The sequence below is a fragment of the Vibrio penaeicida genome, from assembly GCF_019977755.1.
GTDB lineage: Bacteria > Pseudomonadota > Gammaproteobacteria > Enterobacterales > Vibrionaceae > Vibrio > Vibrio penaeicida.
The window spans coordinates 3,743,601-3,770,326 of record NZ_AP025144.1 but is presented as its reverse complement, the minus strand read 5'-3'; the positions used below and the strand labels follow the sequence as shown (position 1 = coordinate 3,770,326).

The 26,726-nt window shown below is 45.5% G+C and carries 15 protein-coding genes; 9 read left to right on the top strand and 6 right to left on the bottom strand.

Going from position 1 to position 26,726, the window contains the following annotated elements; translation table 11 throughout:
• Nucleotides 1-39: 39 nt before the first annotated feature.
• A complete protein-coding gene (locus tag LDO37_RS16890; protein WP_126606765.1) occupies nt 40-930 on the bottom strand; it encodes a LysR family transcriptional regulator in 891 nt (296 codons plus the stop codon).
• A 338-nt stretch (nt 931-1,268) separates the two neighbouring features.
• Between LDO37_RS16890 and LDO37_RS16885 the strand changes: the two genes are divergently transcribed.
• From LDO37_RS16885 to LDO37_RS16845, 9 genes are all read left to right on the top strand, one after another.
• The gene (locus LDO37_RS16885; RefSeq protein ID WP_126609644.1) at nt 1,269-2,105 is read left to right on the top strand and encodes a TauD/TfdA dioxygenase family protein; all 837 of its coding nucleotides are present in this window, start codon (nt 1,269-1,271) and stop codon (nt 2,103-2,105) included.
• Nucleotides 2,102-3,559 carry an FAD-binding protein gene (locus LDO37_RS16880; protein ID WP_126609645.1) on the top strand — a complete coding sequence of 486 codons (1,458 nt, stop codon included), beginning with the start codon at nt 2,102-2,104 and terminating at the stop codon, nt 3,557-3,559. The genes LDO37_RS16885 and LDO37_RS16880 overlap by 4 nt, the downstream gene beginning before the upstream one ends.
• Before the next feature lie 228 nt (nt 3,560-3,787).
• Nucleotides 3,788-5,635: an L-tyrosine/L-tryptophan isonitrile synthase family protein gene (locus LDO37_RS16875; protein ID WP_126609915.1), complete on the top strand. Its 1,848-nt coding sequence runs from the start codon at nt 3,788-3,790 to the stop codon at nt 5,633-5,635.
• 469 nt (nt 5,636-6,104) lie between these two features.
• Nucleotides 6,105-6,443 (top strand): hypothetical protein, encoded by a 339-nt coding sequence (locus LDO37_RS16870; protein WP_126609914.1) that lies wholly within the window; start codon nt 6,105-6,107, stop codon nt 6,441-6,443.
• A gap of 10 nt (nt 6,444-6,453) precedes the next feature.
• Nucleotides 6,454-6,765, top strand: a complete 312-nt coding sequence (locus LDO37_RS16865) for a hypothetical protein (RefSeq protein WP_126609913.1) — start codon at nt 6,454-6,456, stop codon at nt 6,763-6,765.
• Between the two features lie 8 nt (nt 6,766-6,773).
• Nucleotides 6,774-8,345 carry a hypothetical protein gene (locus tag LDO37_RS16860; RefSeq protein WP_126609912.1) on the top strand — a complete coding sequence of 524 codons (1,572 nt, stop codon included), beginning with the start codon at nt 6,774-6,776 and terminating at the stop codon, nt 8,343-8,345.
• Nucleotides 8,346-8,417: 72 nt separating this feature from the next.
• Nucleotides 8,418-9,551 carry a hypothetical protein gene (locus LDO37_RS16855; protein ID WP_126609911.1) on the top strand — a complete coding sequence of 378 codons (1,134 nt, stop codon included), beginning with the start codon at nt 8,418-8,420 and terminating at the stop codon, nt 9,549-9,551.
• Between the two features lie 8 nt (nt 9,552-9,559).
• Nucleotides 9,560-11,944, top strand: a complete 2,385-nt coding sequence (locus tag LDO37_RS16850; protein WP_126609910.1) for a hypothetical protein — start codon at nt 9,560-9,562, stop codon at nt 11,942-11,944.
• 21 nt (nt 11,945-11,965) lie between these two features.
• Nucleotides 11,966-13,762: a HEAT repeat domain-containing protein gene (locus LDO37_RS16845; protein ID WP_126609909.1), complete on the top strand. Its 1,797-nt coding sequence runs from the start codon at nt 11,966-11,968 to the stop codon at nt 13,760-13,762.
• A gap of 83 nt (nt 13,763-13,845) precedes the next feature.
• On the opposite strand, the gene LDO37_RS16840 is transcribed toward LDO37_RS16845, so the two are convergent.
• The 5 genes from LDO37_RS16840 to LDO37_RS16820 all read right to left on the bottom strand — a co-directional run bounded on the left by LDO37_RS16840 (nt 13,846) and on the right by LDO37_RS16820 (nt 26,723).
• Nucleotides 13,846-17,367, bottom strand: coding sequence for a non-ribosomal peptide synthetase (locus LDO37_RS16840; RefSeq protein ID WP_185829942.1), 3,522 nt, complete (start codon nt 17,365-17,367; stop codon nt 13,846-13,848).
• Nucleotides 17,368-17,380: 13 nt separating this feature from the next.
• Nucleotides 17,381-17,710, bottom strand: coding sequence for an isochorismate lyase (locus tag LDO37_RS16835; RefSeq protein ID WP_126609907.1), 330 nt, complete (start codon nt 17,708-17,710; stop codon nt 17,381-17,383).
• A 2-nt stretch (nt 17,711-17,712) separates the two neighbouring features.
• Nucleotides 17,713-19,338, bottom strand: coding sequence for a (2,3-dihydroxybenzoyl)adenylate synthase (locus LDO37_RS16830; protein WP_126609906.1), 1,626 nt, complete (start codon nt 19,336-19,338; stop codon nt 17,713-17,715).
• Between the two features lie 99 nt (nt 19,339-19,437).
• Nucleotides 19,438-22,731 carry a non-ribosomal peptide synthetase gene (locus LDO37_RS16825; protein WP_126609905.1) on the bottom strand — a complete coding sequence of 1,098 codons (3,294 nt, stop codon included), beginning with the start codon at nt 22,729-22,731 and terminating at the stop codon, nt 19,438-19,440.
• Nucleotides 22,728-26,723, bottom strand: coding sequence for a non-ribosomal peptide synthetase (locus LDO37_RS16820; protein WP_126609904.1), 3,996 nt, complete (start codon nt 26,721-26,723; stop codon nt 22,728-22,730). The genes LDO37_RS16825 and LDO37_RS16820 overlap by 4 nt, the downstream gene beginning before the upstream one ends.
• Nucleotides 26,724-26,726 lie beyond the last annotated feature (3 nt).

Below are 26,726 nucleotides of genomic sequence, written 5' to 3'. Positions count from 1 at the left end.
ATGATATTCAAAAGCCAGCGTTCGCTGGCTTTTTGTCATCTATGTCTGAACGGTTTCTATAAGGTAATCAATGAACAGTCTTATTCGCGGGGCCAAATTCTTACGGCTGGGATAAAGGATGTTCATGGTTGGACCTTTTTGGAAGTAGCTAGGAAACAGTCTCGTCAGGTTTGAGTCATCAACCTGCTCAGCCAAAAAGTTTGCGATAAGCCCTATCCCCATCCCTTGTTGAATCAAAGACATCGAGCCCAGCGGGGCATTACAAATATGCTTTGGGTAGGTTTTGATTTCCTGATGCTCACCGTCTAGGTTAGTGAGAGTCAGGACATCGTTTGGTAAGTTGGATCGCGTTAACGAAACCCAATGATGCTTCTCTATATCTCGAATGCAGTTAATACTGGGCGAGGCTTCAAGATAAGCGTTACTGGCATATAGCCCTAGTTCAAAGGGGGCGAGCACTCTTCCAACAAGAGAGGATGCAGTGAGCTCCCCAATTCTAATGACCAAATCCAGCTTTGACTCAACAGGGTCTTGCACACCGTCGTCCAGTTGAATGTCGAAGGTAACGTTTGGGTAACGTTCTGAAAACTGAGCAATCAGTGGGCTCAGCAAAAAAGCGCCTACATCTATGGTTGTGCCTATGCGAATTGTGCCACACACCTCTGATGCAAGGTGGTTTACCGAGCTAAATGCTTCCTCTGCGACTTTGAGTAAGCCGCTACTGTATTGATAAAAGGTTGTTCCTTCGGTCGTGAGGTTGATTTTCCTCGTTGTGCGATGAAGCAGTCGCACATTGAGTGTCGATTCCAGCGACGTAATTTGTTCGCTTACTTTTGATTTTGCCAACCCTAGTGATTCACCAGCCATTGTAAAAGAGCCGCATTCTACGACTTTGTTGAATATTGCGATTCGTTTTAATTCATTCAACATGATTGTTCCCTTATTAGTAACTTTGGGTTCTTATTTTGTTATCTAGTCAAAATCTGAATTTGCGCAAATAATGAGTTTGGTATTTAGATTCAAATAAATACATTTGGTTTATACAAATACAAAAATATAACAAAAAACTTCATATTTAATTTAAATATTGAGATCTTACTTCCTGAATCTCGGGAGTATTAAAATGAATTCAGCAATGTCAACGCTCTTAATTTTAGACTTTTGTAAATATTCATATATCACTAATTTATTTAATTTAATTGTCTGATGGTATTTTTCGCCGTTTAAATATACCGAGAATCAGAATCTACCGAAAAAGGTAATATGTTATGAATTATAAGATAAGCCACCTTGAGCCATTTGGCGTACTTGTTGAACCTATAAATAATCAGACCAGCGTAAAAGAGTTAGATATTGAAAAGCTGCGAGATTTGTTCCGCCAGAAGCAATTGGTTTTGCTTCGAGGCTTTGATAATTTTGAAGCGTCTGACGATTTTGCTGACTATTGTGAAAACTGGGGTGAAATCAGCATTTGGCCATTCGGAAAAGTACTCGATCTGATTCAAAAAGACGATCCCGGCGACCACATATTTGATAGCAGCTATATGCCCATGCATTGGGATGGTATGTACCGACCGCAAGTACCTGAATATCAAATCTTTCAATGCGTAAAAGCACCGAAGCCAGGACAGGGGGGAAGGACAACGTTCACTAACACCATCATGGCATTGGAAAATGCTCCAGATGAACACGTCGAATTTTGGAAGAAAGTTGTCGGTAACTATGAAAGGAAAATGGAGTTCTACAATAGCAAAACCGTTTCCCCAATTATTACCAAGCATCCCCTCAATGGCCACGATGTCATTCGCTATAACGAGCCTCACTTCGAAGAACGAGGCGACTTGCTTAACCCGCCAAACACTCAATTTACCGGTATCGCCCCAGAGGAAGTGGAATACTTCCACCAAACACTACGACAAGCGCTATACAACCCAGATAATTTTTACGCGCACGAATGGCAAACTGGCGACATTGTTATTACCGATAACTTTAATCTTTTGCATGGTCGTGAAGGCTTTATTTCTCAATCGCCTCGCCACATTCGACGAGTGCAAGTTTTGAGTAACCCTCCGTATGACAATCCAAGCTTGGAGTCTTATCAATGACGAAACATACAGCAGCAGATCACACCACCGATATCTTAGTTATTGGAGCGGGTCCCGTGGGGCTCATGTGTAGCTACCTTGGGCAACGTTGTGGATTGAGCACTATAGTGCTTGATAAATCACAGGGTCCTTTAGAAGTTGGGCGAGCTGATGCGCTGAATGCGCGAACTCTGCAGTTACTCGAAACAGTAGATTTGTTTGATGACTTGTACCCACTCGGAAAACCGTGCAATACCAGTTCGGTTTGGGCAAATGGCGAATTTGTTTCCCGTCAGTCTTCATGGTGGGAGGAACTGGAAGGGTGTTTCCACAAACACTTTCTAATGCTTGGTCAGTCCTTTGTTGAGCAATTATTGGACGGCAAACTCAAGGCTTCTGGCAACGACGTATTGCGTTCAACGTCGGTAGAAAATATCGAGCTTAACGAGCAAGGGTGCCTAACCACGCTTACAAACGGTGACACTATTCAATCTCGATACCTCATTGGTGCTGATGGTTCACAATCTTACGTACGTCGCTTTTTCGATGTGCCTTTCGAAATCATCAGACCACAAATTGTGTGGGCGGTTATCGATGGGATTTTGGATACCGATTTCCCGAAAGTGCCTGAAATTATTGTCTTTCAAGCCGAAACGTCCGACGTGGCTTGGATCCCAAGAGAGGGGGAGATTGACCGATTCTACATCCGTATGGATACCCAAGATTTCACCATGGAAGAAGCCATCGAAAAAATTAATCGGGCAATGCACCCACATACGTTGAGCTTTAAAGAAGTGGAGTGGTTCTCGCAGTTCTCCGTTAAAGAATCGGTAGCTGAAAATTTCTTTGTACAAGACAGAGTTTTCCTTGCTGGTGACGCAAGCCATATTCATTCTGTAAACGGGGGGCAGGGGCTTAATACCGGTCTTGCGGATGCATTTAACTTAATGTGGAAGCTTAATATGGTGGTCAATCATGATGCTGACGAAAGCCTATTGAAAGCGTATGAAGACGAGCGACAACCTGTGGCAAGAAGTGTGATTGACAGTTCAGGGGAGTTGGTACGCTCTACTAAGTATTCTGAAACGGGTACACACGCACAAGACTACGTAAAGATTGTCGAGAAGCGATCAGGCAATATTACAGGGATGGGAATTCGATATAGCGAAGAAGGGCTTGTGGGTTCGCGCGTATTTGATTTCGGTATTCATCATGCTGGTGCTGATACACGCCTGTACAGCCTTTTGGACTACACCAAGTTTACGCTACTGATTGTCGGTGAATGTGAGCCTCCAAAAGCGTTGCCTGATTTTGTACAACTGCTTCACTTACACAAAAATGGCTCGCAAGGTATGCCTTGTGAAGATGACTCTCCGTATGAGAATCGAGTGGTACTCATTCGCCCAGATGCGTACATCGAAGAAATAGCATCACTAAAAAGCATTCATTCTGTGTTGGGTAAATTTAAACACTAGAGAGTGAATTCTTCATTCTGTTCTTATTATACAGTCAATATTCAAGATGAACCTTTTTGTTTGAACTTATTTATTATTACAAAATTGAGATATTGGTGCATGTTCACTATATGAAATTGTAATAATGGATTCGATATTTTTAATGATTTAAACATAGTCGGTTTTGTCTTTATTAATTCAATTAAATTCTCTTTTAAGAGTATCTAATAAATAATTGAAGGGATAATCATGCTCGATATTCAACGTGAACAATGTGTAGAGAATATTTCTTTTATATTGCTCAACCAACTTCTTGCTCAAACGAACGCCAGTTTTGATGGTTTAGTAAAGCTAAAAAATCAGATACGCAATTTTGTTTCCAATGAAAGCCAAATTCAGCTCTTGCTGCCTGCTTTCCCATGCAAAACCAATAATCTGGATAAAGTCTTGGGTCATAAGCCTGATATGGGGGAGTACTTAGTATTAAGAAAATTCGTGAAAGCCATTCGGGATATCCAAGCGGTCTATGAGCCTGGTGTGACTTTCTATGTCTTTTCGGATTATCACACATTCTCCGATTACATTTCTGTCGATTTAGAGCACCACTACGACTACTCCGATGATTTGAGGAAAATGGTCGAGAATATGAACTGTAGCGACAGCTTGAAAGTCGTGAACTTTGAGCATTTTCCAGCATTCGATGACTTGAGTGATGAGCAATATTTCCAAGGGCTGAAACACAAGTTCGGGGATAGCCACTACGAGGATAATTTCTCAGAACTGAAAAAACGCAATAACAAGATGAACAGTACCTATCTAGGCTTAAAGAAGTTTATGAATCAGGATCAGAAGCATATCTTGTCTTCGTTTTCTTACAAAGATAGGCGCAAACGCCTAGCGGACATCGCCAAAGGAATGATGGTTCAGGGAAAAGCGCTGGATAACTTTTTGCAGCAGAATTTTGGTGAATGTATCCGTTTGAGTATTCACGAGCACCCTATGGTCGGGAAAAAATATTCACTGTTTCTCTTTGATGAGCGCCAGTTCAAAACGCCTTGGCACAGTACTCTCATGTTTGATGCCCTTAGCGGAAAATACGTTGTCGACTCGCGAGAAAATCATCTCAACAATAAAGGTGCGGTTTTGTCGGTTACTTATAAGGACGCTCCATGGTGCTACATTAAGCTAACGGCTCGAACAGACGCGACAGAACACGCACTGAGACAGATGAAAGCAACATTAAGCCGAGAGAAATCAGGGCTCATTTTAGAGTGCATCAATGGCAGTTGCTCAGTGTCAGATCTTTTAAATAAAGAGCTAAATAACTTGGTGAAGGAGTTTGGTACTGTCACGCTTAAAGGCTTTACACAATTTAATGAGCCGGCGGAAATGGAAAACTGGTATTGCGAACGAGGTGCCGTTATTCCATGGCAATTTGGTAACGTGCAGATTATGACGTCGCTTCAAAAAGCACAAACCACCTTGCCTTTGCACTGGAATCTAATGTGTCCCCCTGCCTACATGAAAGTGACCCAAACCAAATACAATTATGAAGACTATACGCCAAATGAATTTGCGCTGTATTGCCATCAGAACACGGCAACTAAAGATTCAATGATTGCCGTTGATGCAGCTCTGGCGACACTCACTATCGATGGAAAGGAACGTGAGGCACTGAGAAATACTCATCTTGGGTATACGCCTGAGGCTCATTATTCAAACGGTGAAAAGATGGTTCACCCAGTCGTTTTCCGGTGCCCGGCAAGCCAGCAAGATATTGTTCGTTGGGCGCAAAATGGCGAGCACACGATGTCGGAGGTACTTGCTCCTATCAATGCAACCATTGAGTCGTCTAAGTCTTATGACTGTGTTGATGAACTCAGCGAAAGGTTGAATAAAATCTGTTTTGATTCGCGGGTTCTTACCGAGATTGAAATGGACAAAGGCGATATCGTACTGGTCAATAACCACTCCACGTTGCTTAGTGTGCCAGCGACAAGTGGTAAACGAGAACTGTGGCGAATGCAGCAGCAGCCCAGGTCGGTCAATTCACCATGGCAGCCACACAACATGTCAACGCTCAATCAAGCGAGTTAGTGATTTTGGGCATAAAGTCAGCGTAATGCTGGCTTTATGCTTTATACCCAAGCATCTTGAGGTGGCTTGGGTATATACCGCTTTTCACTCATACCCATCTATTTACTGCAAACATAATTAAAAACAAAGAAATACGTTTCGAATCCGTTAACGCTGAAGTTAAATTTGTTCTATTTCAGAGTATTTTGTTTATAGGATTTCTAGTACATATACAAAAGAGTGATATGCCTCAGAATCTTATGAATTGCCATTCTCTCCTAATACATCCGTTCAGAATTATAAGATAGCATAAGCGCATTGGTTGGTATGCATGCTGACTTATATATCAATATCACTACCGTTCCCGTCTTTATATTTATAAACAATGTTTGAGACTCGTCTCATTAATTTTTCAGTGAATAGCTTCTGAGTGAACCGAAAGGCACTTGCCATTCATCGAAGTTTGTTAACAGCGTACATAGGTTTAGAAATGAAACATAAGTTATTACTAGCACTGACATTATCTGTATTTGGAAATGCTTCATTTGCGCAAAGTCTTCCTCCGGTACTCATTCAAAGCTTAGGATGTGACCAAGCAACAGATAGCTGTTCCCTAACGATTGCCAATGAGCAATTTGGTTCTTCAGAGTGTGCATCCAACAAAATTGGCTGGGATTCGAGCAGTGACCAAGGAAAGCTGGCATTAGCACTGCTTTCATCTGCAATGATGACAGAGCATCAGGTTGAACTGACCGTTACCGAAGGCTGCTATAACTCTTTGCCTGAACTTGCTTCGTTTAACGTGCTGTCGCGTTCAGCTAAGAAATAGGAGCAGCACAATGACATTCAAAACTTTATTTGGATTGGTTTTTGTTTCACTAGGAGCAAGCGCAGGTGGCACACATGTCAGTGAAATCCACAATATTCAATGTTCGATGGACAGCGATTTTTGTCAGGTCGTCTTACCAAGTACGATTAATGCCGAAAGCGACTGCACTGGGAATCAAGTCTTAGTTGATGTATCTCAGCAGCAAACACTGTCTGTACTCGCGTCGGCAATGTTTACTAAAACCAAAGTGAAATTCCATGTCTCTGAGAAGTGCGAACAAGGAAGTCCTGTCGTTCAGAGTTATCAAATGCTTAAGGGGTAAGCTAGGAAATGAAACTATCTAACATATACCTTGCCGTCGGTGCGGTACTTTCAGCAGTGTCTTTCACTAGCGCTGCCAATACCTGTTCGCTCACTTCCAATGAATATCCTGCCCACGCTCAGTGGTCTTGTAGTTTAGACGATTGGGTGAGTGGCAATACGTTACCTACCAAGCGTAAAACATTGTCTTCGAGTCAAACTTCCGTTGTTTTATACCCAGAAGGGTTAGAGCTAGCGGGTGACCTAAGTGTTAGGCAAAACAGAGCAACATTTTCTGTGAGCAAAAAGCTTCAAAACTGTTCGGCTGTTTACGAGTCCTTTAATGGTCAAATTGGAAAATTTGCCAATGTGGTGACATGTGAAAGTGGACCGTATCAATTTAAAAAGGCAACGTATTATCACAGAAACGCGCATTGTAGCGTCTCTGGCAATATCGAAACCTGCGTAAGTAATAATTTAGTAGTTACTCCGTTTCAAGCTGACCTAAATTACAAGGTGCCGAAAGCGCATTATCAAGGTGAGCTGAAAGAAGTTATTAAGAAAAATCGTATTTCTAAAAACCTAGGATTGGTGCCGATCCGAGTTGGCGATATCACAACGTTTATTCCTGCAGAGGTAACAAACTTGTCACCGTTCCCTCCGGTTGTGAATCACAAGTGGTCTGGGCAATTTAAATCGGATGTTAAACCGTCTACCTACTACGAAATGAGTTGTGTCGAAAACACAACAGTACCATCGGTTAAAATTCCGCTGTTATACAAAGATGCGCAATTGTCCCAAATCGGTGTTGCATCCGATTCAGGTGTCGGTGGTTTTGAGCCTAAAGTACTGGATACCTTCATGAAGCGATGTGCCGCAAGCCCAGTAAGGTTTGCCGTGGTTAATAGCCAAGATCTGAATGAACCATATTGGAGAGTAAACCTCGATATTACAGGCGGTACTGATTACATCGGTGAACTAGAAAAACTTGCTGACGTATTGGTAGCAGAAGCTAACGGCCTCATCGTGGAAAGGCAATCTCTAAACACGTTGTTACGTAACAGTAACGATTTGAATACTCAGATAAACACTGAGCTTTCAGTTATCTGGGATATTATCGCCAATTCTGTTTATGTCTCCGACTTCTTTACCGCAGGCTATGTGCCAGCAGAGTTTGATGTGGGCGGGCTGGAATACATCTTAGTCAGTGAAACAGTGCTCCATGACTCCGTTAACTTAAAGCCTAATTTCAATAAGCTTCGTCAATTAGCCCAAGAAACGGGTGTCGAAGGTATCGAAAACTTGTTTAATTTTGATTTCGACTATCTCTATGACGAATGGGGATACAAGAAATATGAAACGGTTCATTACGCGCATTGGAATTTCTTGGTGTCTTTGGCTCAATTCACAGGGGATATCAGCTATTCAGACAATGCAACGACAGATTTAAAACCTATCATTGTGAACATGAAAAATGCCAATGATAAAAAGGTATTAGCTCTTATTAGCGTTATCGAGCACATGCTAAACGTTGCCAGAAATGCGAGCAGTATTGAGCGCGATAAAATCAAGGCACTTCAAGCTAAGTTAACGCAACTATAAGCAACTCAGCCACCTATACGAACGTTAGGTGGCTTTTTTATTTCTTATAAATCACTTCTTACTGGGTATAACATGAAAGTTAGGCTAGTTGGAGTCGCTCTGCTATTGGCTTTATTTCAGAGTAATGTTGGCGCGTCGAATATTACCTCCGAGCAATTAGATAATCAGCAGAAGTCACTCAATCAAATTAATTACCGTATAGACGAATTATTACAATCATTAAGCCAATATAAATTGGCAAGGGACGAACATTATCTTGGGCAGCAAGGCGTAGCAGATCGCGTAGGGAAGTGGTATAGCAACCATAATACGTGGATGAATCAGATGAACGAACTGCGCCGTCAGCTAAGTGACTATCAAACGTTAGCGAAATCAGATGCAGGGGCATTTAAAAGCAAAATGTCGTCACTGCTTACTGAGTTATATCGTTCGATGGATGAAGCGACCATCATTCGCCAACGTGCACTTAGAGGGATGAGCCTACTCACAAACATACCAGAGTATCCTAAAAACTATGTTCAAGAATTCAGTGCGGCCATTCCAGCATTGAATAGCAATGTCGTGATGACCCACGGTGCATTTGAAGATATACACCAAAATTTCACACACGAAAAAATGCAAAGAATCGAAAGCGCTCTGTTACTGAGTAGTGACGTCTTGCAGTCCATTATCAATTTGTCAAAGCTAGAATTTCCGGAACTGGTTCAATCGCTCACGAACTTAAAGCAGTTGTTTGCTGTTGAAGCCCTAGTGTCTGAGCCTGTGGATAGAGCATCTAAATACGCTTCTTTGGTGCTATCCAAATCGCGTAGAGATTGGTTCTTAGCAGACGCTTATTTCACAGAGTTTGAAAAAAAATATCAGTTAGACAGAAGTCGCATTTTAAGCAGCCCATTAGAAGCATCGCTGAAACAACCAAGTTTGAACTTCATGGACAAAAAGTATCAGGATGCAAAGCGTGCGTTGGCAACCAGTAAGCGGCGCAATTACATTACTTTGTATGATGTCTATCGTCGCACTGCATCTACATACGCGCCTAGATGTAAGGTGTCGGATAACCACCGTAAATACAATTGTGCGTTATTAAAAACACTTATCGGTTTAGACCGCACCGCCATTCAAAAAATGACGCTTGATCAGCAGCGTTATCTGCATGCGCAGCTTTCTCGTGTTCCACAAGCACCTTTCTCGGAGGTGACGCAATGATTCCCTTAATGAAGAAATTATTCGGCGCACTGATTCTATTCTCCCTGTTTAGCTCAGTGAATGTGTACGCCCAAAATGCAGGTGAGTCGCCGGGGCAAGAAATCATTAAGTTGATTCTTGGCGATAGAACACCAAAAGAATTTATCCCATTTACTGAAAGCGAAATTAGGGAGCTAGCTGAAAAAGATCCGAACGATGCATTAGAGCTCGATGTTCAAAGTGGCAAAACGTATCTGCTGCTGGATATTGTTTCTCAAGCTGAGCCAGAACGTATCGAAATTAACGAATACATTGGCATGGCGAATGAGCTAGAAGCGCAGATTACCCCTTATGGCTACAGCATGAGGGATGATTCTTTTGAGCAACTACCCGTCGATATTTATGAGTTATTTAACGATCCAGAAATGATGCAGAAAAGGCTTCTGGATGCGTTAGAAGTTTACGCCCAACGCGAACTAATGCGTCGTCTCGATGCCATCGATCCTGGCATGTGTCCGCAAATCAATGTCGACAGAATAGTTGAAAAGGTAAATGGACACATTGCTGATAAGGTCGACGATAAAGTTAGCGAGTTCACCGATAAGCCTCTTCGCCTAAAATCGGGTGATTTGGCTAAATTTGATGAATACATTCGTGCGGCAAACAACACCAACAAGATATTGTGTGCACTAGGCTACAGTATCTATGAAGCCATGGGTTTACCAATGAAAACGGTGAACGGTGTTACGGAAGTCGACATAGACAAACTGATTGCTTCTGTTGGCGGCGGTACTGGAAATGGCACTGCTCAGGCTGTGATTTCATACATTGAAGACAGAATCAATCAAGCGTTGGTAAGCATTGGTTTTGATATGCCTGCCATCGATAGCATTCTGACTTGGTCGCCTTTAGTTAAAGCCATGGAGTGGGGCTCTGAGTTTTTAGAGCTGGATGGGTTGAACATAAAACTGACCATGCCATCGCCTGAATTCATCAAACAAACAATTGAAGATTTAGGGTTGGCTGTGCCAGCCAATTGGGACATTCCAGATATCCCAACCATCAGCTTCAATGAATCCTTTAAGCCGCCGACAAGAGAAGATCTCGCACTCAAAAAGCGTAAAGATTGGGTTGGGTTTGATCTTGGAAAGCGCAGTGTGGCAGGCACGAAAGCTTCTGCCTATTACGAAATTAGGGGTTCTGAAGAAGTTCAATGGGCGATAGCGGTCGGGCGAGCCGACGTATATATCTTCAATAAAGAAAACAACGCGATCGGAGCGTATGCTCAAGCCGAAGTAGGACCACAAAAACTCGAAGGCAATGTGGACATCCAAGTTCTTGGTATGCAGCTGTATAAAAAACACTGGCTAAAAAATGATGGCATCATCAAAGACAGTATCGAGTTACTTGGCAATGGGGATGGTTACAGTTACTCCTACGATTACACACAACAATTTGCAATAGGTCCTATTCCTGTTTACGTCTCTGTTGGTGTGTATGCCAGTGCGAATGCGAAGTTGAATTGGGGTCTTTACCTCACGCAGGTGTATGCCGAGCTGCAACCTATGGCGAAAGCCGGTGCGTTTGGTGAAGGCGCGGTTGGCATTAAGAAAGTGTTGTCAGCCGGTGTTCGTGGAACCATTGACGTGCTTAATTTCTCCGTGCCTCTTCGAGGGAAGGCTGGTGTCTTCTTTGCGCAATCTGGCGAGCCGTACCTCAAATTGGGGCTGACATCGGATGCGATAGTCAGAGCCATGAGTGGTGGCATCAGTGCGTATGTGGAATACCCTTGGATTAAGATCTGTAAAAAGAAAATTGGTTTCATTAAAATCCCTTACCCTTGTATTCGATCTAAGCGTAAATCGAAGAACTTATACAGTTACAGCGGCTATTCGTGGTCTAAATCCATCATGAACTGGCAACTGGTCTACGGCTATCATGGCGTGCATATGACGGGTTCTTTGATTGACCAAACCGACAGACGTGAAGCGGCGGCTTTGAAAGGGCAAGTGAACCTTTACCAAAGGCATGTTGCTCTGAATGACTACAGTGCGAAAACACAAGTTAGGGTTCAAAATACGTTTGCCAAGCTGAAAGAAGAACTGGAAAGCGCTTCCGTTGCATTGGTTCCACAAAAACGAACCGCCTTGCAATTGAACGCCAATACCGCGGATAAAAACCTGACGCAATACGAATCTTGGTTAGCGGCAACGATAGATCACAACTTGGCGCAATCGCGCAGTCAAAATGTGATGCTGAGAAACTCTGCCGACTGGCGATTGGATGCGGTGAGTTCACCAGCATACGCTTCAAGCCCGTTAGTCTCAGAGGTTGCGGCTGGAACAGAGGCTGAGTATTCAGAAGAAGTAGACAACTCAAATGTGCTGCGAAGCTTACACGGATTCTTGCACTAAAAACGGCTAGGTTGGTAGAAAATGACTAAAAAGGTAACGCTGTATTTTGTCGTATTTTCGGCATTGGTTGCTTTAATTTTACTGGGGTATGTAAAAGGTACCGAAGAGGAATATCGAGTTCGCTATGAACCCGGTGAAACCTATACCTATCAGTTAGAGTACGTCAGTGAGGCATCTGGGCACGCATCAGGTTACGCCGAAGCTGCCAACCTAATCGCCGCACAAGTGAATGTTCATTATGAATTTAAAGGCAAAATGAACATTCACGTGCTGGAGGAGACGATTTCAGGGTATAAGCTTGAATTTACGTTTGACGCTGAATCGTTCAAAGCCAGCCTGAATGAAGAAACCAATTGGGTTTGGCCAAGTGATATTGTGGTGAAAGGTCATCTGAATAGAGCGGGTCAGTTGTCTGAATTGCAGTTTCAAGAGCAATATTTTTTGGAATATGCGCAAGTTCTGAAAGAGTGGATGAGCCAGTTTCAGGTGTCGCTGTCTAATCGCGGTAAAGTACGTTGGCAAACCAAAGAAGAAGACTTTACTTCACCTTACGATGTGTCTTATTCGATTGCCGCGCACTCTATCCCTTCCGTTGATTTAATGCTGACGAAGCAATTCATTCCAACAAACCCTCAAGTTCGTATGGATCAAACAACAGACATTACCATCAATCGGTTGTTTGAGCGTATTGAAACAATAGAAACTCACCGAGATAGAAGCACATTCTCTGCTAATCGTTTAATGGCGAAAGAAAATATGCATCTGACTTTGCATTTTGTCTCAACGTCTAAAACAGGGCTTTCTAAGCCTGAACTTTTAGGTGCGGTGATTGAGGATACGCTGTCTGGGGAATATCAAAAGCAGGCGTTGAAACAGCAAATGTATGCAAATACGCTGGCAAACACCGACCCAGATGGCTTTAGTGGTCGACTGCGTTCAACCTCATCTATGGGGAACCAAGCTCTTTCGAAACTCTTCTTTGAGCTTCGGGCTTGGGTGTCGCTTAACCCTAGCGAGCTAAACCAAATAGAAAGTTGGCTCCGTTTATACAATGCCAATCACCCTTCATTTCAGATGTTGAGTGCATTGTTGGTGAACATTGGCACACCGGAAGCGCAAAACATCTTACTGAGAGTGCTCGATACTTCTTCGATCTCTAAGCAGCAAGCCATCATGCTTAAACTGGCTTTCTTAGCCAATCCAACCAAAGAGAGCGTTGCTGCTGTTTCAGCAATGGCGAACTCGCTATATAAAAGGGAAGATCAAGTTCAGGCAAAATTGGTGCTAGGAAGTATGGCTAACCATCTTCTGGACTCAGACCAAGTCAGAGGGGATGATATTTACCAAAAGCTAAGCCAAGAATTGGATGGAGCAACCGATGCAAGCCAGATTGCCGAAAGCCTAAGTGTGATAGGGAATATTGGTTCTCCAAAGCAAACAGAGAAGGTCAAATCTTATCTGAATCACGAAGAAAAATCGGTCAGGCATGCTGCCGTAAACGCGCTTCGATTCGTCAATACACCGGAGGCTCAATCAGTATTGCTGGATTCTTTAAAAGCAAAAGATGAGAGAGTACGAGAGCTGGCATCCTCTGGTTTGGGGTATACAACACCTCAGAAAGAATTCATTAGTATCTACAGGAAAAGGCTTTTTGAAGAAACAAATCAGCAAGTGATAAAGCAGCTTATGGACCTCCTCGGTAACATGTCCACTCAGTACCCTAGTGCGATTGCGGTACTTGAAGAATATGTGCCCACCATTGGTATCACTAGCTTAAAAAATTATGGGGAAAGCGTTTTAGAGCAAGTTAAAAGCTGACGTTAACTCTGAATTAAGTACCCTTCATAAAAAAACAGAAGCGACTTAGCTTCTGTTTTTTTACGCATCGTATACTCTGGTTATCAATTACTTTTTCTCAGACGCCTCAACTTTTGTTGTCTTTCTCGTCGACTTGATGCATTGTTTTTTGCCGAACGAGCTGGCGTATCAGTATCGTTTCCGAGCAATAAACGGCTTTGCTGGGATACGGTGGGGCACTCAAAAACTTTGATTGTTGAAACTGGAGTAGGGCTTACCTCTGACAACATGGTGGACAGTCGAGTTGCGAGTAAAGAATTCCCGCCCACACTGAAAAAGTTGCTTTCAGGATCATCAATGTCGTGACCAAGCAATTCGCTCCAGATAGCCATGACTTTCTGTTCTTCTTCGCCAGCCGCACGATGGTTTTGCGACCTTCTCCCCAAATCCTTTTGGACATGGATAAGCAATGATTTACGATCGATCTTGCCGTTAGGGTTTAAAGGAAACTCATCCAAAAAGAGGATCACTCCAGGCACAAACGAAGGCAGTAAATGGCTGGACAGCCAGCTTTGCAGGTCGGCTTCGGTCAATGATGGTGTTTGTCGTCGGGCAAATCCCACTAATCGGTCGCCCTTGCTTCCATCGCTTACCACAAGAGCACACGCCATATCGACCTCTGAGTGACGTGTCATCAGTGTTTCAACTTCCCCTAACTCTAAGCGCAGTCCATTGAGTTTAACCTGACCATCAGAGCGCCCAAGAAATTCGATCCAGCCTTTTTCCTGATCCCATCGTCCCCAGTCTCCACTTCGATATAAGCGTTCACCAGAGATGGGATGAGTAATGAAAGTCGCGTCCGTCTTCTCTTTATCATTACAATAACCACGCCCTACCCCAAGGCCGCTGATATACATTTCACCCGGTACCCCATCAGGACGAGGATTCAGAGCGTGGTCTAGGATGTGGATTTGGTGATTTGACAGAGGAACTCCGTAAGGAATCGATGTCCAAGCAGGATCAATGTCTTTGACCACGTGCTCGACACACCAAATAGAGGTTTCGGTCGGTCCACCCATAGAAACGAGATTGCATTGAGGCGCGTGCGTTTTGACACTTCGACACAATTCCAGTGGAATGCGATCCCCAGAAAGGAACACATGGTTTAAGCTGGTTAAGTTATTTAACGTATTCTTTCCTTTCAAAAAGTCGACGTAAAGCTGCAATAACGCGGGTACGGAGTTCCACACGGTCACTTCTTTTTGAATAATCAGATCATGCCAGTGTTCTGGGTCCGTGGCGCGTTCATTGGTAGGAATCACCACGGCTCCGCCAACACCTAAAATGCCAAACACATCGTACACAGAAAGATCAAAAGATAGTGACGACACCATCAAGCAACGATCGAGTGAGCGCAAATGATTTCGTTCACATACATCTGTAACGGTATTTAGCGCTGAACGATGCTCAATCATGACGCCTTTCGGGGTTCCCGTAGAACCGGAAGTGAACAACACATAAGCCAGATCTTCAGAGGTAGTCGAGTTGACTGGCTTGGCGCTGGGTTTTAATTCCAGCATCGATTTGGTAACGGTGATGGATTCCAGTCCGTGTGTATCAATGTTTGCGTCAGCGACCAGCATTGTTTGGGCAGTGGTCTGCTTGAGAATATCTGAAACGCGCTGCGGTGGCAGTTTGGGGTCCACGGGCACGTAAGTCGCGCCTGTTTTTAGTATCGCCAATACAGCGACTATCTGCTGCCAGCCTTTTGGCATATGGACAACAATAAAATCACCCGATTTCGCTCCCATTTCCTGAAGCTGTAAACCCAATGCATCACTGGCTCGATCGAGAGCCTGATAACTGATCGACACATCTTCATTAATCACCGCAATGGCATCTGGTGTACGGGCTGCGCTTTCAATGAATGGCCCGTGTAAGAACTGGTGCTGAACGGTGGGTTGCCAGTCGGTCGAGTTCTGTTCAACTCGCTGCCAGTTGCTTGCGGTCGACGCAAAGAGTTCGGAAGTCTCCCAAGCATCGCTTTCCGCGAGCGCTGTTAACCAACTCAGTTGAACTTGTGTCATGCTCGCAACTTGATCCTCAGAAAAAGCCTGAGAAACATAATCCCAGTTCAATACTAGGTCGCCGTTCTCTTCCAACGCTTGGTGATCGACAAGTAATTGAGGTGTTTGCACGGCAGCATCGACCACCTTGCCAAATTGACCAAAAGCATCCAAATAACTTCGTCCAGTACCGAGTGCACTAGTGAACACAAACGGCGATTCAAGTGCTCGCCCTGGGGTATTTTCTCGTGCTGCTAACTTGGCTAACACTTCTACACCGCTTAAGGCTCGATGATCTAAATCACGCCAAAGTTGCGACTGTACACCCTTGGCTAATTCACTCATGTTTGATGCCGCTGCGCAGTCGATTTCTAGGAGCATCAGGGAAGTAAAATCACCAATCACGCTTAGCATGTCTTCACTTGCATGGTCGCGCGAAAACAGGGTTGTTACCAAACAAAAATGAGGCTGTGTTGCCCATACTGCCAGCAACCTACCATACACGGCCATGAGTAGTGCGGAAGCGGTCAAGCCACGTTTGTTTGCTTGTTCCTGCACCTTTAACCAGGTTTCTTTTTGTAATCGAATTTGCTTGCGTTCAAATTGAGGAATACCGAATTCTGCTGGGCTTGCCAGTAATGGAAGTTCGGGACCCACTGGAAAGTTTTTTAATCGCTCTTCCCAGTATGCTTCGGCAGCCTGATATTTTGGACTTTCTCGTAATGCGACTAAGTGCTCGACATGATCGCTGAATTGGGATTGTGTGGTCGGAATGGGTGCCGTCGGATCCTTGTACGCATTCCACCATTGGTCGACCCATATTTCTAGCGACCAAAGGTCGAACACGAGTATGTCGAAACTAATGTGTATTACCCAGCGGTTTTGGGGCATACGGTTGAGCTGGATTTCAAATAGTGGCCAGCGATCAGCGGGCAGCACTTGTTGCCAAAGCTCTTTGCGAATATCTTCCCGCTTTTCATGTGCTGTAGCATCACCCAAGTGAGTATGGTCATGTAAAGGAATCTGGTAGGCGTCTACCTGCTCAAACACTTTTTGTTCACCATCTTCAGTAATGATGGCACGAAGCATCGGGTTCGCTGTAATGACTCTATTCAGCGCATCCTGCAGTGGTTCTGGCGAAATCGACTCAGCCTCAATCTCCAGATAGCCGTGGGCGGCGACACCACCTAATTCAAAGTGAGGGTTTCTACCCAACCAGTAAGCACGCTGTACATGTGTGAGTGGGAAGGTATCGTTGGTTGTTTTTGTTGATGGAACGACAGTGGGTACTTGTTCGGTTTCGTGGGCTTTTTCCAATGATGCTTCGATGACTTTTTGCCAACCTTCAATGGAACCGGCTTCTGCCATTGCACTAAAACTGACGTGAATACCGTCTTGCTCTAATTGGCTGCATAGGCGCATTAGGGTAAGGGAGCTCAACCCTAATTCGATAAGATTTTCTGTCGTACTGAACTCGTCGGGTTCCGCTTCCAACACTTCTGCTGCAAAGCCAATCAAGCGATTCTGGCTCCAACTGTGTAATTCCGTTTGGTTAGTCATTTTATTCCTCATACTATTTGTGCCAGAAATGGGTTTGTTGTTGGATAAACCACTGAATGATTTGTGCGTATAAGGGCACGATGAAATCTTCGGACAACTCGGCCTCTTTACTCCAGCATTGGCGAGCCTTCAACATCGCCGCTACTCGCTCTGGAGCGGGTATTGCTTCGGCTGTTTCTTTGAATTGCGCGGCACTTAAAACATAACCTTTACGCATACCAAGCAACTGGATGATTTGTTTGTCTATCGTGTCGATGGCTTGGCGAACATCGCCCAAAGACTTGCAGTCATCAGGAGTCTCTGCGTCAATTCCGATGTCACGTGATGTGAGTTTGATGGTCATGCTTACACCTCTTCGCTTAGCTTTTTACGTAGGACCACTTTGTTTACCTTGCCGACCCCTGTTTCAGGGAATCGTTCGATAAAGCGAAACTCATCAGGCATTTTGAAGGCTGCGACACCTTGTTCTTTGAGGTGGCGTTTTAATTTTAAGGTGCTCAACGCCTCTACTTTTGGAATCACAAAAGCGCAAATCCGCTCACCCAGTAGTGTGTCTGGCAAGCCGACGACAACGGCATCAAGCACACCCTCATGACCAAGCAGGACATTTTCTAACTCTTCACCAGACAACTTTTCTCCGCCTCGGTTAATTTGTTCTTTCTGGCGACCCACAACCGTAATAGCACCATCCTCGCCTTGTTCAACTAAATCGCCAGAAACGTAAAAACCGTCTGCCGTGAAGGACTCGGCATTTTTGTCCGGCATGCCAAAATAACCTCGCATGGTATAAGGTCCCCGAACTTGTATGAGCCCCTTCTCACCAGGTGCAACGAGGTTCCCTTCGTTATCGACGACTCTTACTTCATCGCCCGGACTCATCGGGTAGCCTTGTGTTTTACAGATATGATCCGCGCTGCCATCCAGTTGAGTGAAGCACACCAAGCCTTCTGCCATGCCAAACACTTGCTGCAAGGTGCACCCAAGCGCAGGCGAAATCCGACGGGCAGCCTCTTCCGCCAATTTAGCGCCACCCACTTGCAATACCTGCAAGCTTTGCAGCTTTTGTGGTTGCGCATTAGCCACCCAGACTTGAGCGAGAGGGGGAACAAGTGAGGTCACAGTGACGTTATGGCGCTGAATCAAATCAAAGCAATGTTCGGGCTCTGGGCTGTTTGTAATGATGACGTGACCACCTTCAAGCAGAGTTGCCATGATGCCCGGACAAGCAAAAGTAAAGTTGTGCGCAATAGGGAGAACGCAAAGGTACACACTGCCTGAGTGGATATTGCTCGCCTTAGCCGCGCAGCGCATGTTATGCAGATATTCTTGGTGTCGGCGAGGTATCAACTTTGGAATACCCGTTGTGCCACCGGAAATTTGAAAGACAGCCACTTGATGGGGCGTTGGCACTTCAGGTAAATCAGTGGGGGTAACATTGAGCTGATTGAACCCTATTTGATGGCTATCTGGAATCCCGTCAACCACGACATGCTCTAGCTCGGGAAGCTCTGCCTGCAATTCGGCGGCGAGCTTACGAAAGTCAAATCCCCCGAATTGATCGGCAACAATGTAAGCTTTTGCACCAGTAAATCGACAGAATTGTTCAATTTCCAGCTTGCGGTATGCCGTCAGTGCAAGAACCGGTACAACGCCGATTCGAGTTAGCGCGAAAAGGCTTTCCACGAAACGAATACTATTGGGAAGTTGCACGACGACAACATCACCCGGCTGCAAACCTAGTTGGAGGTAACCGTGGGTCAAGCTCTCTACTCGATTCGACAAATCTGCGTACGATATCGTTACATCGCCTTCAGTGAGCGCTGGTCTGTCACCGTATTTTTTCGCCATCTCTTTGAGAGAAACGTCAAACGTATCGTTTAACCAATATCCTTCAGAGCGATAATGCTCAATTAACTCAGGAGGAAAGTCTGGGCATTTTTGTTCCAGCAATTGACGCTTTTTAGAATACATGATGGTCTACGTCCTCAAATTCAGAGATCTTGATTGGAAAGGCGAGAGTGGATTGGGCTGCCTTTAACATTCCCAGCGGCGGCAAAAACGTGTGTTTATTCATGCGGGCTGACCTAATGAGTGCTGTTCAACTAAGGTTGCGATGTGCACGTCTAAGGCACTGACCGTCGTATGGGTGAAAAGATCCGTGACCGGTACATCGAACGGCAGCTCCGCATTTAGTTGACCATGAGCCTCGACCAAATCGACAGAAGATAAGCCAAGCTCAAAGAAATTCATTTGGGGATCGAGATTTTTAATGCCCAATTTTCTTTTAAGAATTTTTGCAACCAAGCTATCTTTTCGAGAGCGGCTTTTGGCGGATTTTATCGATTTAGTGGCTGATAGAGCGGGGAGCGCTTTTGTATCCACTTTGCCATTTGCGGAGAGTGGCAGTTTGGTGAGCGTACCGATGCGTTTAGGCAGCATGTAGTTTGGTAATAAACGGGCACAATGTTGCTGAAGTGACGTTTCATTCACGGTGGTCACCGCATAGGCCAATAACGTGCCATCGCGAACAATCGCAATGGCTCGCGAAACGTCAGGGTGACTTTCTAAGGCGTGAATGATTTCGCCCAGTTCAATACGATGCCCCCCAATTTTCACTTGCTGATCGCGGCGTCCAAGGAATTCCAAGGTCACATCTTGCCAGAATCGTCCGTAGTCCCCAGTCTTGTATAGCCGTTCTAATGGATACTCACTGGATGGATTGAGTATGAAGGAAGACGATGTCTTTTCTTCATCTTGCCAATACTCACGAGCCAATCCTAGACCGCCGATATACAGCGCTCCCGGCACAAGGTTTGGTCTGTCTGCGCCATAGGTATCCAGTACACGATAATATTGCCCAGATAATGGTTGTCCGTAGGGCACCGTTAGCCAGTCTTCTGTTTGCTCAGCCACGTCCTGCCAATTCGACCAGATGGCGGCTTCAGTGGCACCGCCCAATGCGATTAACTTTGCTTCTGACAGCGCTTTCAGCTCTGCTCCCTGAGTCATTGGAACCCAGTCACCACTAACAAGCGCCAACCTGAGGCTCGGCGTCATTTTGCGGTTAGCGTTACGCAACCAAACGATCAGCATTTGCAACAGCGCGGGAACCGAATTCCAAATGCTAACGTTATACTGGCTCATCATGTCTGCCCAGTGTTCCGGATTCCGCTCTTGGGCAGGAGCAGGCAGCACCAATGCAGCGCCAAAGTTTAAGGTACCGAAGATGTCGTAAACTGAAAGATCAAAGCTAAGGTTGGATAACGCAAACACTCGATCTGAGGGCTGCAAACCAAAGCGTTGCTGCATATCATGGAGTGTATTCAACACCGCGCCATGCTGCATACAGACGCCTTTGGGTGTGCCTGTCGAGCCTGATGTGAAAATGATATAGGCGGGTTGTTCTGCCTGTAATGGGCAGCGTTGCCTTACCAGATTTTCTAGTGGCTGAGAGGTGTCATCGCTAGAGGGCGACACAACAATTTCTGGGACGGTATCGAGTTCTAAAGAGGCACTGCAAAGCACCGCTTTCGGGGCGGATTGTTCGCATATGGCGTGCATACGTGCTCGGGGTTGGTCTGGAGATACAGGCACGTAGACTCCCCCAAGGTAAAGGACGGACAACACGGCGGCGATTTGCTTGGGGCTTTTCTCCATAGCAATAAGTACACGGTCACCTTGTGACACCCCGCAAGCTTTCAATTTCTCGCTGATGGATACCGCCCAGCAAGCCAATTGCTCGTAACTCAACGTACCCTCTGGGCTAAAAATGGCAGGCTGTGTGGCTGTGTTGGGTAAATTCAACCAAAAATCATCAGTGAGTCCACCCGTGGGGAGAACGCCATTTTTAGCGTGGATACGATTTCGCGCCTTTGACTGAGATGCTGGCAGATCTCTGGATAACGGTTGTCGCCAAGATTCTGGTTGATTGGCTAAAGCATCAATCTGCAAACGATAGTGATCGAACGCCTCTTCTGCGGCATCTAAATCAATCGCTGATTCAGCCACGTCCCAATTTAGGTTTATCCCACCATGCTCTTCGTATATCTGGTGATCGAGTGTGACTTGTGGTGTTTGGCTGATACCATAAACCTGTTCCCAGCCTAGGGATTTTTGTGGTGCGCCATCTTCTCCGATAAGCAAGCTTGTAAAAACAACTGGCATCAGGGATTTACTGTAGTCCGCTCGTTGTCTTGCCAACTCACGAACAATCTCCACTCCAGATAAATCACTGTGTTCAAGACGTTCAAGTAGCTGGTTTTGCGTCCTGCCTACCTGTGCTTCGAAACTAAGGTTCATTTTGTCGAAGCTGAGCAATGTGGTGTTGGTGAACTCACCCAATACGCGATTAATGTCTTCGTCTCCGGGCGGGCGGTTAAACAAGGTGACATTAAGTGTTAGGTCTTCATTGGCACTCCAACAGGACAAGCTGTTCGCAAATACCGTAGCCAGTGCGCTGGTGGGCGTTAATTTGTGCTCGCGGCAGGTTGCTTGAAATGCTGCCCACTCCTTTTCAGGTAGGTGATAATGGAAGCGTTTGAACTGCCCTGTGTTGCGCCTTCCCTTAAAGGGTGCAGGTAGGTTAGGGGCATCTGGCAGGGTGGTCAGCGCGTTTTTCCAATAATGAATTGCGTCACTTTTGTCACTCGCATATTGGCTGACCATCAGATCGCGAAAACGCAGTTGTGGTGCTGGGCTAGGTTCTTGCCCTTCAATACGTTGAAACCATTCTTGGAAGAACAGTTGACAGCTCCACGCATCCAGTACGATTAAGTCAACGCAAGAGTGCAGTCGAATACCTTGCTCTGTGCGGCTAATATGCAGATCGAATAGCGGCCACTGCTCAGGATCTCGGACTTTCTCTGACAAATCTTTGCGTATGCGTTGGAGCTCCGCTTCCTGCTGCTCAGGGCTGCGACCAGTTAAATCTGTCACAGGAATACCATAACTCGGTACTTCTTGGAGCACTTTTTGTTGGCGATCGGGAAGGAGTACAGTCCTTAACATGTCATGAGATGCGATGACTTGGTTCAGTGCCGCTTCCGCAAATTCAATATTTAAGTCTGTGCGTTCAAATTCAATGTAGCTGTTTGCGGCAATTCCGCCATGGCTTAACGCATCGGTCCGACCAATCATATAAGCTTGCTGAATCGGTGTTTGAGGAAACGGTTCGAATCGCTCGGCGTCACTGCCTTTGTCATTGTCGTTAAGTCGCTGCAATAATACGGGTTTCATTTCTATCAACCGAGCGCGAAGGTGCTCATTCAGTGCCCCCGGGGGCGCTCGGAATTTTAGTTGTCCTTCTTCTGCCCAAATCTGTATTGCAGCAGCATCCAAATCATCGAGGAGTTGTTCCAGGCTCATAGCGTTTCCTCAGTTAATTCAATATTGAAAGTGGCATTGTTGGCATCACGTTGCGTCAGCATTTCGTCTGTTAAGGTACCGCCCACTAATCCGTGAACGTAAATCTGCTCTTTTTCCAGACCGCATAATTGATTGATTTGCGAAGGAGATAAATCGCCGACATGACAAGTTCCAATCCCTGCGTTTACCGCATAGTTGTCGACCAACTGCGCCATTGAACCCGCTTCAATGAGCCCAAACGGTAGGCTTGAACCTTCATAAAGCGGTACGATATCTGGCAGATTGAGGGCAAAAGCCAAAACAAAATGCGCGTCTCCAATCCATTCCTTATTGCCAGCGCTGAGGTTTTCTATCTGAGGCAAGGGGGTATTTCCCCGAGGCAGCAATTTATGTGAATGGGGATCGTATAGATACGTGCCTTTTTCTAGCCCCTCGATTTGGTAAGCAAGAAGGTATGTTTGAATTGGATACATGCCGCCAGCAGAAGCATAAGGGCGGTATTGGTTGTTGTTACACCAGTAAACTCGAAGCGCATCGAGCATTTGGGAAAGTGCGAGTTGAGTGACAGGCGTCGAACTAAATGCACGTGCACTGCGTCTTGAAGCGTCGGGTACGTTGCCAGTATCGGGTAGATTGATGGCATGTTTGTCATCGAGAGCGCGATGACGCGTTTTGAACAAGCGACGCTCAAGAGCATCCAAAATGACTGGGGTTTCCTCCAAGTAATCTTGAACCTGCTCTTCACCCGGCCAAATTGATTTCCCTTTTGTATTACCACTGGAAGAAGGCAGCAGCTCAGCAACCAGTTCAATTAGATCCGGTATGGCAACAGTACGAGCTAGTGTGGTTAATTGTGGGCGCGTGCCTGAAAATTTTTGTATTCGGCTGGCCAATGCAATCAGCTCTAGTGATGTCACACCAAGGGCGACAAGGTTGTCGTCTGGCAGAACCTGCTCGCGCTTGAGAACTTCCGCCACCATATTGCAGACCTGTTCACTCAGGTCATTGTCTGGTTTGAATGAGCGGTGCGTTGGGGCTTTTTCTGTGAGTGCCAGTAGCGCTTTGTTGTCAATTTTCCCGTTGGAGGTGAGTGGGAAACTTTCGACTTGGTACCATATGCTCGGCACCATGTAGTGGGGCAGGCGCTGCGCTAACGTTTCCTTTAATGACTCTAAACAAAGCGTCTCACTTTCTGGTTTCACAAAAGCCGCTAAGCTCTTTCGAGTCCCTTCCCCTTTGGGTAACACGCGGCAATCTTGAATGCCATCTAATCCGTTGATAGCCTGACTTACTTCACCTATTTCCAGACGGAACCCGTTGATTTTCAACTGTCCATCGGCTCGACCATGAAACTGAATCACGCCATCTTTATCATAGGCACCAAGATCACCAGTACAGTAAAGAGGAAGCCCACTGCGAGGGTGGTTGAAGAAGGCGGTGGCGGTTTTTTCTGAGTCTTTGAAATACCCATTCGCTAGCCCTTTTCCTGCAATGTATATCCCGCCTATACATCCTGGCTGCGCGATTTCAAGATCTTGTGTCAGTACGAAAACTTGCTGACCACCCAGCCCATTTCCGTATGGGATACTTTGCCATTCACTATCGACTTCATTAACTTCAAAATAGATAGACCAAATGGACGCTTCGGTGGCACCACCAAGTGAGTAAAAGCGGGCTTTAGGCCAGAAGTTTTTAGCGCGTTGTGGTGATGTAAGACCTATCCAATCACCACTGAGCATAATGTTATTCAACTCATGCTGTGGCGGCACTTGGTTGGTTTCCAAGTAATCGAGATAAATCTCAAATAAACCGGGTACGGTATTCCAGATTGTGACTTGATGGCGGTGGCATAATTGTGCCCAATGTGACGGGTCGTGCTTACCTGATATTTCCGGTAATACTATCGCGCCACCACACCCTAACGTACCGAAAATGTCCTGAATAGAGAGATCAAAATGAAGCTCTGACAGGGCAAGGACTCGATCAGTCGATGTGATGTTAAAGCGTTGATTGATATCGAGTACGGTGTTCAGTGCCGCATCGTGCTGAATCATGACCCCTTTGGGCATACCTGTGGAGCCAGACGTAAAGAGTATGTAAGCAAGAGAATCAAGCTTCGCCCCAGAACAGTGATGCAGAAGATCGCTACTGGCGATTTCATGCTGACTGATATCCCAAGATGGATGCTCTGAAAGTACGGCTGGATCGACGCCACTATGCAAGATCAGAGTCGGCTCCAAATCCTGCAAAATTTGTATCTGACGAGAATTGGGCTGATTACCGTCGATTGGTATAAACGTTACTCCAAACGTGCTGCATGCTAAGGTCGCTGCAATTTGATTGATTGATTTGTTAAAAATCAGAGCGACCTTACTGCCTTCGTCGACATCGCGAGCCTTCAACCCTTCGATTAATCCAGCTACTTTCTCCGCAAGATCGTGATGGGTAATGCTCTCATTACCTTGAATAACGGCGGGTTTGGATGCCGCGGAACTTAGGTTCTCCAGCCATAAGTCACTCAAACGTCGTGCTTGGCTTGCCTCTGGCAAGTTGGGCACCAGATGTGCATCACTTGGATCATTGAATGAAAATGGTTTTTTGAGAACTTCCGGATTATCGATGATGGCATCAATCTGAGTGCAGTAATCTTGCATCAATGCATTGGCCACTGAAAGAGACATCACATTGACGGAAATATCCCAGTGAATTGCCAATTGACCGTTTTCTTCAATAAGAAGGTTATCCAATATCACCTGAGGTGTTTGAGCCGTACTTAAAACGGGTCTGCCGGGAAGGTCATCCATTACCGTCATTAGTGAACTGGCGTCTTGTGACAGCGTAGACGTTACTACGACGGGCATCAGAGGAATATCAAGGTGCCCCTGTGCTTGCGCCATCATTGACATGACTTCAACGCCACTCACGGCGTTAAACTCTAGATCACGCCATAATGACTTCTGGATGTCGGTTATTCGGCTCTCTCGAGTTTGGTTATTTGCTGTCATATCCATATCAAACAGCATGGTAGTGGTGAAATCGCCCACGACTCGAGGTACGTCATTGTGTATCGCTTCACGGTTGAAAAGCGTCATATTTAGCGTGAAATGAGAAGATTCACTCCAACGTGCCAAAGATTGACCAAAGCACTCTAGCAACAGGCAGGATATGGTGATCCCATTCTCTTGCGCGATGTTTTTCAGAATGGACCAGCGTTCGTTTGGTATGTATTTAGAGATACGTTCGTATTGCGGTACTCCCGCTTCCTCTACACTGTTAATCAGGGGTAATACCGGGGCCGGCGGTAGATCTTTGGCGCGTGAACGCCAATGATTTTTCGACGCTTCAAGCTTTTCTGAAGAAGGTGCCGACATTGCTAGGTATTGAGGAAAAGTAAGCTCAGGAGCAGCAATATGTGTATCCGGATCTTCATAGAGCGCGGCGATGTCTTTAAGTACTAAGAGTATGCTTTGTTGGTCAGTATTGATGAGATCAAAACGAAAATGAATGTGGGTTTCCCCTGACGGCATGTGTGTGAACTCTAAGTCGAATAGCGGCCATTTATCCAGTTCTGGCAGATCTCGAGATAGCCTCTGGCGTGTATCTGAAAGGTGTTCCTGCGCAACCTCTTCAGAGGCACTTTTCAGATCGTGCTCGGGTGCGGACAATGCTTCCGTCAGCGGCCGAATCACTTGGCTCTCACTAGAGAGTATTTCAACCCGCATCATGGGATGACGATGAGTGGTGTCTTGCACGGCTTTTATAAATCGCGGTACATCCAATTCGTCGCAAACTCGCTCATAGTAGAACTGACAAGCCGCACCACCGAGGGTGAGTTGTGAGCTTCGACCCATGAAGTAAGCGCGTTGAATATCGGTCAACGGAAAGCTTGTTCCTTCAGGTATGTCTGGAAGCTCAACAAGTTCGTTATCTTCATCCAAAGCCATTAATTCGGCCATTAGATCTGTATCAAAATCATCGTCTAGTGTGTTCATTCG